This window comes from Chryseobacterium sp. 'Rf worker isolate 10', assembly GCF_050753305.1.
Taxonomy (GTDB): domain Bacteria; phylum Bacteroidota; class Bacteroidia; order Flavobacteriales; family Weeksellaceae; genus Chryseobacterium.
This window is the reverse complement of the sequence record NZ_JBOZOF010000001.1, coordinates 1,225,285-1,238,674: the sequence shown is the minus strand read 5'-3', so window position 1 is coordinate 1,238,674 and position 13,390 is coordinate 1,225,285. Positions and strand designations below refer to the sequence as shown.

Annotated in this window: 14 protein-coding genes; 3 read left to right on the top strand and 11 right to left on the bottom strand. The window is 35.4% G+C overall.

Annotation, left to right across the window (positions count from 1 at the left end; translation table 11 throughout):
• Position 1 precedes the first annotated feature (1 nt).
• The 5 genes from LKL37_RS05455 to LKL37_RS05435 all read right to left on the bottom strand — a co-directional run bounded on the left by LKL37_RS05455 (position 2) and on the right by LKL37_RS05435 (position 4,627).
• Positions 2-931, bottom strand: a complete 930-nt coding sequence (locus tag LKL37_RS05455) for a glycosyltransferase family 2 protein (protein WP_431609567.1) — start codon at positions 929-931, stop codon at positions 2-4.
• A gap of 5 nt (positions 932-936) precedes the next feature.
• Entirely contained in the window at positions 937-2,106 is a 1,170-nt protein-coding gene (locus LKL37_RS05450; protein WP_431609566.1) for a glycosyltransferase family 87 protein, read from the bottom strand.
• Between the two features lie 29 nt (positions 2,107-2,135).
• The gene (locus LKL37_RS05445) at positions 2,136-2,948 is read right to left on the bottom strand and encodes a 2,3,4,5-tetrahydropyridine-2,6-dicarboxylate N-succinyltransferase (protein ID WP_431609565.1); all 813 of its coding nucleotides are present in this window, start codon (positions 2,946-2,948) and stop codon (positions 2,136-2,138) included.
• A gap of 82 nt (positions 2,949-3,030) precedes the next feature.
• Positions 3,031-3,642, bottom strand: a complete 612-nt coding sequence (locus tag LKL37_RS05440) for a methyltransferase family protein (protein ID WP_431609564.1) — start codon at positions 3,640-3,642, stop codon at positions 3,031-3,033.
• A 412-nt stretch (positions 3,643-4,054) separates the two neighbouring features.
• A complete protein-coding gene (locus tag LKL37_RS05435; protein ID WP_185126171.1) occupies positions 4,055-4,627 on the bottom strand; it encodes a C40 family peptidase in 573 nt (190 codons plus the stop codon).
• 154 nt (positions 4,628-4,781) lie between these two features.
• Here LKL37_RS05435 and LKL37_RS05430 point away from each other — a divergent pair, with 154 nt between their 5' ends.
• Positions 4,782-5,420, top strand: coding sequence for a hypothetical protein (locus LKL37_RS05430; RefSeq protein ID WP_431609563.1), 639 nt, complete (start codon positions 4,782-4,784; stop codon positions 5,418-5,420).
• Between the two features lie 38 nt (positions 5,421-5,458).
• Here LKL37_RS05430 and LKL37_RS05425 read toward each other — a convergent pair whose 3' ends face one another.
• On the bottom strand, positions 5,459-5,830 hold the full coding sequence (locus LKL37_RS05425; protein ID WP_431609562.1) for a hypothetical protein: 372 nt from the start codon (positions 5,828-5,830) through the stop codon (positions 5,459-5,461).
• 383 nt (positions 5,831-6,213) lie between these two features.
• On the opposite strand from LKL37_RS05425, the gene LKL37_RS05420 reads away from it, so the two are divergent.
• On the top strand, positions 6,214-6,897 hold the full coding sequence (locus tag LKL37_RS05420) for a hypothetical protein (RefSeq protein ID WP_431609561.1): 684 nt from the start codon (positions 6,214-6,216) through the stop codon (positions 6,895-6,897).
• Between the two features lie 97 nt (positions 6,898-6,994).
• On the opposite strand, the gene LKL37_RS05415 is transcribed toward LKL37_RS05420, so the two are convergent.
• Entirely contained in the window at positions 6,995-7,120 is a 126-nt protein-coding gene (locus LKL37_RS05415; RefSeq protein WP_431609560.1) for a bacteriocin-like protein, read from the bottom strand.
• A 146-nt stretch (positions 7,121-7,266) separates the two neighbouring features.
• On the opposite strand from LKL37_RS05415, the gene LKL37_RS05410 reads away from it, so the two are divergent.
• Entirely contained in the window at positions 7,267-7,527 is a 261-nt protein-coding gene (locus LKL37_RS05410) for a hypothetical protein (protein ID WP_431609559.1), read from the top strand.
• Positions 7,528-7,554: 27 nt separating this feature from the next.
• On the opposite strand, the gene LKL37_RS05405 is transcribed toward LKL37_RS05410, so the two are convergent.
• Genes LKL37_RS05405 through LKL37_RS05390 form a run of 4 tightly spaced genes read right to left on the bottom strand, consistent with a single transcriptional unit; the run spans position 7,555 to position 13,238 of the window.
• Positions 7,555-8,964, bottom strand: coding sequence for an MFS transporter (locus LKL37_RS05405; RefSeq protein WP_431609558.1), 1,410 nt, complete (start codon positions 8,962-8,964; stop codon positions 7,555-7,557).
• Positions 8,961-9,605 (bottom strand): uridine kinase family protein, encoded by a 645-nt coding sequence (locus LKL37_RS05400; RefSeq protein WP_431609557.1) that lies wholly within the window; start codon positions 9,603-9,605, stop codon positions 8,961-8,963. The genes LKL37_RS05405 and LKL37_RS05400 overlap by 4 nt, the downstream gene beginning before the upstream one ends.
• Before the next feature lie 51 nt (positions 9,606-9,656).
• Complete coding sequence (locus tag LKL37_RS05395) at positions 9,657-10,778, bottom strand: glycoside hydrolase 100 family protein (protein ID WP_431609556.1); 1,122 nt, start codon at positions 10,776-10,778, stop codon at positions 9,657-9,659.
• A 42-nt stretch (positions 10,779-10,820) separates the two neighbouring features.
• Positions 10,821-13,238 (bottom strand): TonB-dependent receptor, encoded by a 2,418-nt coding sequence (locus LKL37_RS05390; protein WP_431609555.1) that lies wholly within the window; start codon positions 13,236-13,238, stop codon positions 10,821-10,823.
• Positions 13,239-13,390 lie beyond the last annotated feature (152 nt).

Here is a 13,390-nt window from a genome sequence, read left to right as displayed (position 1 = left end):
TCTAAAAATTTTTGTTTTTAATAATATAATTAGGCCTGTCTTTCACCTGTTTGAATATTTTACCTAAATAAATTCCCATGATTCCGAGGATAATCAGCTGAAGCCCGCCAAAGAAAACAATGGTCATAATCAAGGATGCCCAACCTGAAATCTCAGTTTTGGCAATAAATGAATGAATTACATATGTTCCATATCCGATTACGGAAAGTGCTGAGAATAAAAATCCCAGATAAGCTGCCAAATAAAGAGGTTTTACACTGAAAGCAGTGATTCCCGTAAAGGCAAAAGTAAACATCTTTTTAAGGTTATAACTGCTTTCCCCTGAGAGTCTTTCTGCTGCAGTAAAGTCGATTCCTGTTTGTTTGAAACCCATCCAGCTCGTTAATCCTCTGAGAAACAGGTCGTCTTCATTAAAAGTCCTCATGACTTCAACAGCGCTTGCATCCAACAGTCTGAAATCTGAACCGCCACCTTTCGTTAAATTTACATCTGAAAGGCTTGATAAAAGCTTGTAAAATAAGTCTGATGTTTTCCTTTTAAAAAAAGAAATTTCCTTGGGATAGGTTCTATAGGTAAAAACCACGTCATTGCCTTCTTCCCATTTCTGAATCATTTCCGGAATAAGCTCCGGCGGGTGCTGAAGGTCTCCGTCCATAGAAATGACTGCATTTCCATGGGCATTGTCCATTCCTGCTTTTACTGCAGGCTGATGTCCAAAATTGCGGGAAAATTCGATGAATTTCACTTCATCATATTGATTGGAAAGCTGTTCTAATTTTTGTTGCGTATTGTCTCGGCTGCCATCATTCACAAATATGATTTCAAAATCATAATTATTCAGGCCATCAAAAACTTCTTTAATTTTCTGATGGATCATAGCAACGTTTCCTTCTTCGTTATAGGCGGGAATTACAATTGAAATTTTCTTCATATTTATTAATTCAGGCTATAATTTTTCTCAAAATCTTTAGTCAGAAGTTCATAAGTTACTCTCAACCAAATGACAATACAAGGTACTGCTTTTAATGAATATTTAATGATATAATTCTCTTTTACAAATTTCGGGAACAGATCCGAAGTGGAGAAACATGTGAAAATAATGACAAAAACCAGCAATCCTATGATCAATGGTGTTCTTTCTTTCTGAAGGAAAAACCAAATCAACACTCCTACCACCGCAATAATGTATGTTGGAGATTCTGAACTGGAGCTGAACAATACTAAAAACAGCAATGTTGAAGCCAAAATCATCAGTTGAAATGCATAATGTTTATACTGCTTAATTCTGATATAAGGTAAAGCAAAAAGCGGCAATCCACCTGCTAAAAACACAAGGTTAGAAATAGATGCATCTCCTAAAACTCTTCTTACAAAGCCCATCAGCGAGATATCCTGCATATTTCCTAACACCTGGTTTTCATTATTCTTTTCTACAATAGACTGAAACCAATCCGTGTAACACTGAATCACAAACTGCGGACTTGAATATGCCATTGGAAGTACGAAAAATAATACAGCAATGGCAGCTCCTGAAAGAATAAATTTAGTCTTATTTTTAATGAAGAAAAACTGTGTCAATCCTACAATACCGTAGATTTTCACGAATATTCCGATCAAAATAGCTGTTACAGACTTTACTTCTTTTCTTTCGTAAATGTATACTGCTGACAACAGCAAAAGACCTGTCAGCGCTACATTAAACTGCAAACTTAAAGCTGCGGTAATGTATTCCTGAAGACAAAGTAATCCGAAAATCGCTTTTTTGCTGTCTGAAAACGGAAGCTTATAGATTCCGTAGATGAAGATAAAGGTGTTGGCAATATTCCACAGAGAGATTCCCAGCCAATCCGGCATCATAGCGAATGGAGCAATCAACACACTGAAAAATACACCATAATGGTTCAGATCAAAATAAAGATCAGGATAATGGATAAATAAATTTTTCTGATGAATGGTATTAAAGAACACATTTTTAAAAATCAGATAATTATTGATCGCATAATCTCCTCTCAGATATTTGGAAATTGCTGTAACAACTGATATAATAAGATAAACCCCAAATATATATTTAGGGTTTAAAAGTATTTTAAGAAATTTTTCTTTCAAGATCTTAGTATTAGTTTAAAATATTAATCTTAAACAGCTACATTATTGTCTCTCAATGCATCATTCAGAGATGTTTTCTTATCTGTAGATTCCTTTCTCTGACCAATGATCAGTGCACATGGAACCTGGTATTCTCCAGCTGGATACTGTTTTGTATAGCTTCCAGGAATTACTACTGAACGTGCAGGAACTCTTCCTTTGATTTCAATAGGGGTATCTCCGGTAACGTCGATAATTTTTGTAGAAGCTGTTAATACTACGTTGGCACCCAATACTGCTTCTCTTTCTACATGAACTCCTTCTACAACGATACATCTTGAACCAATAAAACAGTCATCTTCAATGATTACCGGAGCAGCCTGTAACGGCTCCAATACTCCACCGATACCTACACCACCACTCAGGTGAACGTTTTTACCGATTTGTGCACAGCTTCCTACTGTTGCCCAAGTATCAACCATTGTTCCAGAGTCTACATAAGCACCAATGTTTACATAAGATGGCATTAAAATAACTCCCGGAGCAATGTAAGCTCCTTCTCTCGCTACTGCATGTGGTACAACTCTCACTCCTTTTTCAGCATAGTTTCTCTTCAAAGGCATTTTATCATGAAATTCAAACGGGCCTACTTCAATAGTTTCCATTTTTTGAATCGGGAAATACATTACTACAGCTTTCTTCACCCATTCATTCACCTGCCATCCGTTTTCTGTAGGTTCCGCAGTACGAAGTTCACCTTTATCCACTAAAGAAATAACTTCTCTGATCGCCTTTTGGCTGTCTTCATTCTGCAATAATTCTCTGTTGTCCCAGATATTTTCAATAGTTTGTTGTAACGACATGTTTCTTATTTAAATTAGTTTGAAAAATTATACTGCCCAAAGATACAAAAAAGTTCAGCAAAACGGTTTTAACATAATGCTTTTAATAAAGTCTCAGCATACGCTTCACCCTCTTTTTGTAGGTCAGATAGATTTGTCCGTGTACTTTTAGGAGAAACTCTTCTTCAAGACGGATCTGAATCTGGATTAAAATAGATCCAATCAGGAGAAAAGAAAAAGCAATTATAGTCGGGAAAACAAGAAAAAATCCGACAAGACTGATGGTCATACCCAAAAATATGGGATTTCTTGAAAGTCTGAATAATCCATGAGTTACCAATTCTGTTTTTGTTTCATTGTCGATCCCGATCCGGCATGAATTTTTCATTTGCAGCTGTGCTATAATTACCCAAATCAAGGCAAAAATCATTAAAGTAATTCCTATGTATTGAAGAAAATTATTTTCCAGAAAATTGATTTTAAAAGCTGTAAAAATATCTTCAGGAAAAAACAGCAAAAGTATTGTATATACAAATAATACCAATAAAACCCATTTAAAATACATTCCCACAAGTGCATATGCTGAACCGTCTTTGGGAAGTACATTAGGATTTTTACCAATTTGTCTGGCAACTTTATAACTAATGCCAATAAAGGAAACGGTAAAGAAAAGTATGAAATATAAAGGGATAAAGAATCTGATGAAATCTGCCATATGATAATAGTTTTGAGCAAATTTGCAGTGTTTCATGATGCAATACTATTGCAATGACTGATTGAAGATAAATTACAATTGGAAATCTGAGAATTCCCCTCCTCCGGAGGGTGGCGAAAATTCAAAGAATTTTTGACGGGGTGGTTTAAGAAGGTTATGATATAAGTTTTGGCTAAAGCCAATTGATTGATTTCCATTTTATTGAACGGGCTAAAGCCCACTCCTATTGAATATCTTATACATTATAATCTCACAGATTTTTAAGTCTCTTTAATCTAAAATGTAAATATATCTCTTGTTATTTATGATATGAACTTCCACATAATTTCCAACCCTTTGATGTGGATTTCATTAGCTTTTTATCTGTTTTAATGAAGGCAAATGTCCTGTTCTCTATCATTTATAAGATATTTTACAGCACTCTTTGAGCATGCAGATAGGCTTTATTCCAGTATTTTTCGTTCAGAGAGGAAATCATCACTCCTTTTGAGGTAGAAGCATGAATGAATTTCACTTCTCCGTCAGGACCAATATCATGAACAATTCCTACGTGAGAGACTCTGCTTCCGCCTGCTGTTGCAAAAAACAACAGATCGCCAGGTTTCACTTCTTTGATATCAATGCTTTTCCCGGCCTCGGCCTGATCAGAAGACCTTCTTGGAAGGTTAAAATCATTTTCTTCGAATACTTTTACCGTAAATCCTGAGCAATCAAATCCTGAAGATGTATTTCCCCCGAATTTATAAGGTGTTCCGATATATTTTTCAGCATCTTTCAGAATATCATTAATAGATCTTGAAACGTTACCGTCAAATTTTGAATCTAATTTTCTTAGATTTTCAGCTTTCGCGACAGTCTTCGTATTTGATTTTTTGTTACGGGATACACTTTTAGAGGATCCGCAGGAAACCACAAAAACAGACGCTGCCAGTACAACAACCATCTGCTTTATTTTTATTTTTTGTTGAAATAATTCCGTTCCCATACTCTTCTGATTTATAATTAATTAACAAAATACATTACAAATATACATTTTATAATTTAATTATAGTATAACTATACTATAACCATATAATAAATATATGTTAAAATTTTGATTTTCATTATTTATTGGTATATTTGAGTTCTATTTTGAAAATATGGCAACCTATGAAAGTGTAATCAAGATCACAGGAGCCGTGGGCGATCTGGTATTTTATAATCTGAACGGAAAAAACGTGGTTCGGAAGAAAAGCGGGTTCAATAAAACGGCTTTTAAAAAGAGTCCTTCCTATGAGAGAGTACGGCATAACAGTTCAGAATTCGGGCACTGCTCAAAGATTGGGAAGGTAATCCGGAAGAGCCTGGATACCTATATCAAACAATCAGGCGATCCCCTCCTCTACCAGAAGTTTGCAAAAGTGATGACAGCCATCAAAGATTTAGATCAGGTTTCCGAAAGAGGAAAACGGACAGTTGAGAATGGTTTAAAGACTGAAGAAGGAAGAAAGCTTCTGAGAGAATTTCAGATGGGTACAATCAATAAGGTTTCGGATTGCATAAGAATTCAGGATCAAGTACTCTGTAAGAATAAAGAGTGTATTTCAGATCAGACAATAATCATTACCATAAAATTAGATTCAGAAAATTACATTACAGAATCTGCAGAAGAAATTGTGGATTGGAACAAGGAACAGAAAAGGTCTTTTAAAAGATATTTTTCCGAAGATGACCTACTGCTCTATTTCGTAGTATTGAAGAATGAGAAGAGTGAAATTACCCTTATGGGATTTGTTTAAATAAAAAAGTCTGCAGTAGATTCTGCAGACTTTCTATTTTATTTCTTTTGTCCTTTCCAGGTTCCTGATTTGGGAGGAGTCGGAAGTGAGTTTGCCCAATTTCCATTTCCATTTTTATCTTTAGGAGATAATGTCCCTTTAAATTCTCCTTTTGAGGGAAGTCCTAACGTTGCTGTAAGGTCTCCTGTTTCACTTAAATTCCCGGAAATATTATAATTTTCATCATTTACATCGGAATGCATTGTTCCTACCACTTTACCACTTTTATCTACCACAAAGTTCCAAACTCCTTTATCATTTCCTTCATAAGAACCAGACCATGTTCCTACATAATCATAAATGGTATCATCATCAGAGCTGCAGCCGATAAATAAAAATGCCGTAAGTAAAAGTAAAAAAAGTTTCTTCATAGTTTCAGTAGTTTTATAACCTAAAATCCTGTTATTCTCTAGAGAGTTCCTCTTAAAAGTTCCGTTACAGAGAATAGTGTTTAATATTTATTATTTTTTTGTTCCGTGCAAATCTACTAATTTTTTCTTCAAATTATCTGAATTTTAATTAGTGCCCAATATGTTTATTAAAAAACAACATATTTTGGCTAAAATACAAATATTTTTCAAACAAATACAAGGTGTTTAAATTTTGAGTTATTTTAAAAATAAACTTAAAAACTGATATTATTATATTCAATATTTGTTTACAATTACTTTATATTAGATTTTAGGCGTTTTTTCTTCCTGTTTTGGAGATATTTCTTACCTTAGTGAAAAATTTAACCTTTTCAAAAAATAACATGAAAACAAAAACATTCTTTTTGGCAGCACTTGCTATTGGTGGAAGTATTACAGCACAGGTTGGGATTAACACGGCTACACCCACTCAAACTTTAGACGTTAATGGGCTGGTAAGAGTAAGAGGACTTTCAAATGCTGAAAAAAAAATTGTTGCAGCTGATGCAGACGGAGTTTTAACCCTGATTTCCCCTGAAGAGATTTTTGCTCCCAAAGCTTTATTAAACACCTCTATGTCTTCTACTGATCAAAGACTAACTATTTATGAAGGAAAATGCTTTCAGCCTATTGATAATGCTTCTTCATGTACCGTTTCTATTAATCACTATACTTCCTGTGCAGGGTTCAGTAACCCAGTAGATACTCAAATTGTAGTAGGACAAGGAATTAATACAGGTAACGGACAGTTTTTAGGAACCTGGACAGCCCGATATATTGATAACAAAGGATTTGCCGGTACAGCTCCTGTTGCCAATCAAACAGCTCCTGATTATCCAAGGATTTCTTATCCAAGCGCCAATACCGTTAACTATTTAGGAAGTGGAAACTTTGCAGGCCAGTGTAATACAGATATTGTAACCACCATTAACCAGACCACCGGAGATATAAAAGTAGAGTCTGTGAAGCGAAGCATGTACGCACACCTTGTGTACCTTATTAATATTGCGCGCTCCAGATCTTTATAATACTCGATATTTGATTTCAAAAAAGACAGCCACAATATAAATTGTGGTTGTTTTTGTTTTTACTCAATAAAATCCTCTTTTTCAAAGATCTTTTCATTTATTTTTTATTAGCAACGCATTCACATGAACATTCATGAAATCCAATTTTACATTGAACAACTGGAGTTGCTCCACCCTTTACTGATTTCAGCTGCTGTCTTGAAATTTTCTTGAAATTTTTCATGGTTTTAAGTAGTTTAATTCGTAGTTAATATAACAATATTCTCCATATAACAGGGTAAAATGATCCTTAGGAAGATTTTACTAAAACATTTTGGAATAGATCCAAAATGTTTTTCTGTTTAGCTATATTTGGTTTAAATATTAAAAATGAAAATAGTTTTTGTGTCAGATGATTTAAAGGAAATCGATATTAGCATTCCAGCAGTTGATTTTGAAACCGTCCCGATTGTTGGTGACTGGGTAAATATAGAATCATATGTAGATGAAACACAATGGCAGGAAATTGAAAAGTATTTGTATTCTATCAATAAACTTGCTTTTGGTTTAATCAATGGCCGAACCTGGACAAGAGAAGGTAATGAAAACATACTTTATGTTCATTTAGTATTCAGTTCTCTTGATGAATAAAGAGTCCGGAAAATCAGTTATTATTTTTTAAAAAGAATGTCTTGCAGATTTCTTTGTTTTCATAATCAATACTGAAAAAGAGGCCAACAAAAATAATACTCCCGCTATCATAATAGCTGCTGAAGGGTTACTGCCTAAAATATATTTGTAAAAAGGTCCAAAAGTTAAGGTCTGTATCAGCATGGGAATCACAATCATCATATTAATCACTCCCATATAAATACCTCTTTTATTGGCAGGAATTGATGGAGATACCATAGAATAAGGAAGTCCCATCATAGCTGCCCATCCAATACCAAAGAGAACCATAGGCAATAATATCAAATATTCATTTGTAATGAATGGCAACACCAGCAATGAAATTCCTGTGCCCACCAGACAGAAAGCATAAACATTTTTAGCAGAATATCTGAGGGCAAACGGTATCAGAAGAAGCGCTGAGATTAATGTAATAAAATTATAAAATCCATTCATGAGACCTGTCTGTCCAACTGCTTTTTCAACCAGATTAAGTACATCTTTTGCCCATAACAGATCATGCTGAGATACAGCAAGTCCATTTTTTGAAAGCTCAACCAGTAAATTTGCATTTTCTTCATCCGTTTCCGAAACATGATAGAGCGTCTGCTTGATCATCGGAGTAACAAATTGCCAGTAACAAAAAAGTGCGTACCATTGAAATAAATAAACCAGTGCCAGCTGCAAAAGTATTTTTGGCATATTAACAATAGCTTTAAAAATATCTATAAATGGTGTAAAAAGTGTATCATTTTCTTTTTCAGCTTTCAGTTGAATAAGTTCTTCGTCTGTAGGAGGAATTTCCGGTGTTTTGTACACAGACCACAAAACAGAGACAATGGAACAGAAAGAACCCAAAAAAAACGAATAATACACCCATGCAGGAATCCCCCCTGTTTCCGTGTTTCCTCCAAAATATTTCTGAAAAATAAAAAGAGAAAGGTTGGCCAGTGTAATTCCGCCCCCTACAAAGAGGCTCTGCATCTGGAAGCCAAAAGTCTGCTGTTCTTCCGGGAGTTTATCCCCGATAAAAGCTCTGTAAGGCTCCATAGCTGTATTATTGGCAGCATCCAAAACCCAAAGAAGTCCAACTGCCATCCAGATTGAAGAGCTGAACGGAAAAATAAATAATGCAAGACTGCACAATACAGCCCCCATCAGAAAAAAAGGTTTCCGGCGTCCCCATTTTATACTCCAGGTTTTATCACTTATTGCTCCTATCAGCGGCTGGATAAGCAATCCCGTAACAGGACCTGCCAGATTAAGAATAGGAAGCTGATCTGCATGCGCTCCTAAAAAAGAATATAACGGATTCACAGCAGTCTGCTGCAGCCCAAAGCTATACTGAATGCCGAAAAACCCCACATTCATATTCCATATCTGCCAGAAACTCAGTCTTGGTATTATTTTCTTATTCATAGCTTAGACTCTATAATATGATATTCTTTATCCAGTAACAGATCTGCTTTTTCTTTGAACTGACGAATAATTTTATGTTCAATCTCTAATACTTTTTCGACAAAATCACTTTGTTCATCACGGTTTCTTTTCATTCGATTTTCATAAGTATCTTTATAAGTGCGGTCAATAAAAATACTTACATCAAAATCATCAATATCCAACACGTAAGTTCCTTCAATAATAAGAACCTGAATATCTTCTATATTAAGAATTTCCTCTGAAACAGAATTTTCAGCATAATGAATCAGAGGTTTTGTAATGAAAGATTCATTTTCTTTAAAATTCTTTATTGTTTCCTGAATTTTATCCAGATATACTTCATGCAACCCGACATTATTCAGGCTTTTTTGTCTGTTCTCATGATTACTTTTGGGAGGAAGCTTAAAATAATCATCCATTTGTATCACCAGACCTGTTATCCCTTTTTCCTCTAAAATTTTTCTTAAAGCAAAGGCTGTGACTGATTTTCCACTGCCACTTTCCCCACCAATTCCAACAATCCATTTTTGAGACACCTGAAAGGTTTTCTTTATTTTTTCATAAATATTTTCAGCCGTATCCAAATGCTTTTGCTCCAAATTTATGACATCTCCAATCATCTTATAATCCGTTTTTTAAATATATAAATTGTATTGATATTGATCTTTACACTAGATCTTCATTAGAAGATAACCGCAGGCTGAAAAGCAAAGAAATTCAGTTCCTGCAGGTAGTAGCTGGTCTGTAGAATAGTATTCTCTGAAATCTGCCCCTTTCTCTTTGAGGAGTTTTTCGTATTGGTTTAGAATTTCTAAGGGTATTTTATCATATCCTCTTTTTTTCAGTCCCAGACAAAGCCAGCCAAGGTATATGGGCCATGATCCGCCGTTATGAAAATGATAAGGCTGATTTTTAAATTGATAGCTGTAATTGTTTTCCAATAAATTCCAGTCGGTATCTTCAGGGAAAATAATAGGATAAAATACGGGCAGCATCCAATGCCCAAACTCAAGTTTTAATTTTTCCAAAAAAAGAGTGAAGGCATCTAAATTTAGGTTCAACCCTAAAAAAACAGCCAAAGCGTTTCCTGCCAGATCGAATCTTTCATCATATCCATTTGCATTCAGGGACGCCCATAAATAAGGTGTTTTATTGGCTTTCTGATAAGCCGTCTCATGATATCGTTCTGCATGAATACCGTTCTTTCTGAAATTGTTTTCTATCAGCTCTTTTGTTGTTTCAGCGAGAGATTGCAGGTGTGCATCTTCATATACTTTTGCTGCACTTTTGAATGCCCAGTAGCGGATTACATTATCATATAAAACATAACCTGATGTGACATATTCATCTGCCCAGTTTCCTCCCAGCGGGCTGTAGAGTAAACCTCTTTGGTTGAATTCCCAGGTCTTCAAACAAGAAAATGCTTTATTTATTTTTTCTTTTAAAGCTTTTTTTAAATCTTCATCTTCGGTATACAAGATATATTCACAGGCTCCGATAATCCACCAAACCGTCGCATCTGTTCGCCCTACAAGTGTTCCGTAACTGGCTTTTTCACCATCAACATTCGAAGGAATCTGTCCATTTTCAGCCTGATGCTTTACAAGTGTTTTTATTGATTTCTCCAAACCATCTATAATTGACTGGTTTTTAATTAAAATCCCGGTAATTCCTGTCATCATAGAATCTCTGGACCATACTCTGGCGTAATTATCCTTTCTTTTACAAGAGGCAAGAATCCCCTCCTCTGAAATGGACTGTTCTATAGCTTGTAAAGCTTTTTGTGTAAACATATTATGAATAAGTTGTTTTTAATTAGCGTAATGATTATCAAATTAGAAATCAAATTTCACACTTGCCCCTATTGTTCTTCCCGGCAGTGTTCTCGCTCTGACAATTCCGTTGGTTCCCTGTAATGATCCTTCTTCAGCTTCGGTAATAGCAAGCGCGTTAAACACATTATTAGCATTCAGATTCAGTGTCAGATTATGTAACAATCTGTATGAAATGTATGGATTTATGATGATATAACCCGGCATAATCAATTTATTGCTATCCTGAGTAAATGCTTTTGTAGATCCTACAGCAAAGAAACCAAAGCTCAGTTTTTCTATATTGACATTAGGATTAAATGAATACATCAGCTTGGGTGTTCTTCTCGGCATATTACCGATTATTGCCGGATCGATTGCATTTTTAATTTCGGCATGAGTATAAGTAAGACCTGCTTTGATATCGAAATATTTATTGATCTTATAAAATCCATCAAACTCAATTCCCCAGGACTGGTATTTGTTTTCTGTTCTCAGCTGTGTGGTTGCTTCATAATTAGCCTCAATCGTTTTTGCATAAAAGAAAGTAGTATTCAGAAAATAATTAGCTCCTCTTAATTTATAACCGGCTTCAATCTGATTGAGTTTATTCACTTTTACAGCATCTAAAGCAGGATCATCATTATTAGTATAATTGTATCCTGCAAAAAGAATTCTGTCGGCAGAAGCACTTCCTCCCTGACTTACTCTGGCAAAAACTGCATGATGAGAATTTAGGGCATAATTGGCTCCAAATGAATATCCGAAAATAGTATATTTATAATCAACAGGAACCGTTCCGTCTACCACAGCCACTGAAAGTTCAGGAGTTTCAATAATTCCGTTTTGATTCACATCAATGATACGTGTTGTATTTTTTGTTCCGGAAAAACTTCCTGATACATTTCCAAAATCGTATCGTACTCCAAGATCAAAGGTCAAGTTCGCGATGGGATTAATTTCCACTTGAGCATGAGGGGCAATCACAGAATACTTTGTGTCGTAATTTCTATTCACTCCTCCCCAATCCGGAACTCCATAGTGAAGCAGGCCGTTATCTGTAATTTTCGTTCCTGTATTGCTGATAATATCTACTAATCTTGCATTATTATCGGAAACTTCCATCAGATAGGTATTCCAGTTCCAGGACAGATTGATGTTTTGTCTGCTGTTATACACTCCGGCATTGAGTTTTACCTTATTCCATTTCTTACTGATGTTCAAATCGCTGAAAAAGTTATTCAGATTATTCAGTTTGGTATTGAATAAAACTGTTTTCATATATTTTCTATCGTTATCTACGGCGGTGCTGGTTCCTGCATAGACTGCACTTCCATATCCGGCAACAGATTCCAGAATTTCGGATTTGCTTCCAACTGCAGCCGGGAAAGGTGCTAAAAACTGTCCGTCATTTGCTGCATATCTTGCCTTAGCATCTAATTTCCATCCGGCACCCAGATCATAATTAAATTCCAAACCTACTGTCTTGGATACGGAGTGCATTCCATCACGGATATCACTTTTAAGAATCTGCCCATTCCCTCCAAAAGTAAGATCATTTTTAAAATGAGAAGACTGAAGAGCCCCTGTTAATATATTATAATTGCTCAGAGAGCTGTAATCAGGATTAGAATCTGAACCTGAAACCACAATCGGCATTGGCATATAGGCTGCAGTTCTGTCATCAAGATATTTACCATAAACTCGGATACTCCCTTTTTCAAATTTCTTTAGTAAAGACAAACGAAACTGTCCTCCGTTATTAGAAGTATATCCTGTTTTTCTGGGACCGTCTCCACCTCTGTAAAATCCGCCTACTCCGATATAAAAGTCTTTTCCCAGAGGAGTCCCGTAGTCTATATCTGTTCTGAAGTTGTTATAATTCAAACCTACCTGCTGGGTGATGCTTCCTCCCTTCTTTTCTCCCGTTTTGGTAATAAAATTGATAATCCCTGCCGGTGAATTTGATGCAAAAACTGATGCAGAACCTCCTCTCAATGCTTCAACCCTGGATACAAAAGAATCAAATCTTGTAAACTGGTCCTGCGTTCCAAAAGCAATATCTCCAAACTGCATTACCGGAAGACCATCCTCCTGAATCAGAAGATATCTTGATCCTCCTGCAGATACAGGAACTCCTCTTACCGTAATATTCGAGTTTCCTTCACCTCCTGAAGATTCACTGCGGATTCCCGGGATCGTTCTAAAAATTTCAGCTGTAGTTCTTGGTGCTGAATTGATAATATCAGCTTGTTTTAACGTTGAAATTGAAGTACTTGTCTTAATGGAAGATTTAGGATTGGAATTACCTGTAATAACAACTTCATCTATGATCTTATTTCTGGCTGATATCGTATCATGAACGGTATCCTGAGAGAACATAAAAGCAGCTGTATTAATGGTTCCTAAGATCAGTAATTTCTTTATCACTTGTGCTTCCATAGTATTTTCTAATTTTTTTGTTATGTCTCAAAAGTATTTTTTTTAGTGTTTCGAAAAGGGATTTTGAACAGGGTATGAACGCAGTGTTAATTTCAAACGGTTGCGCAAACGGTTGCGGTTGATAAGTTTTTTATGAATTAACTTTTAATTAA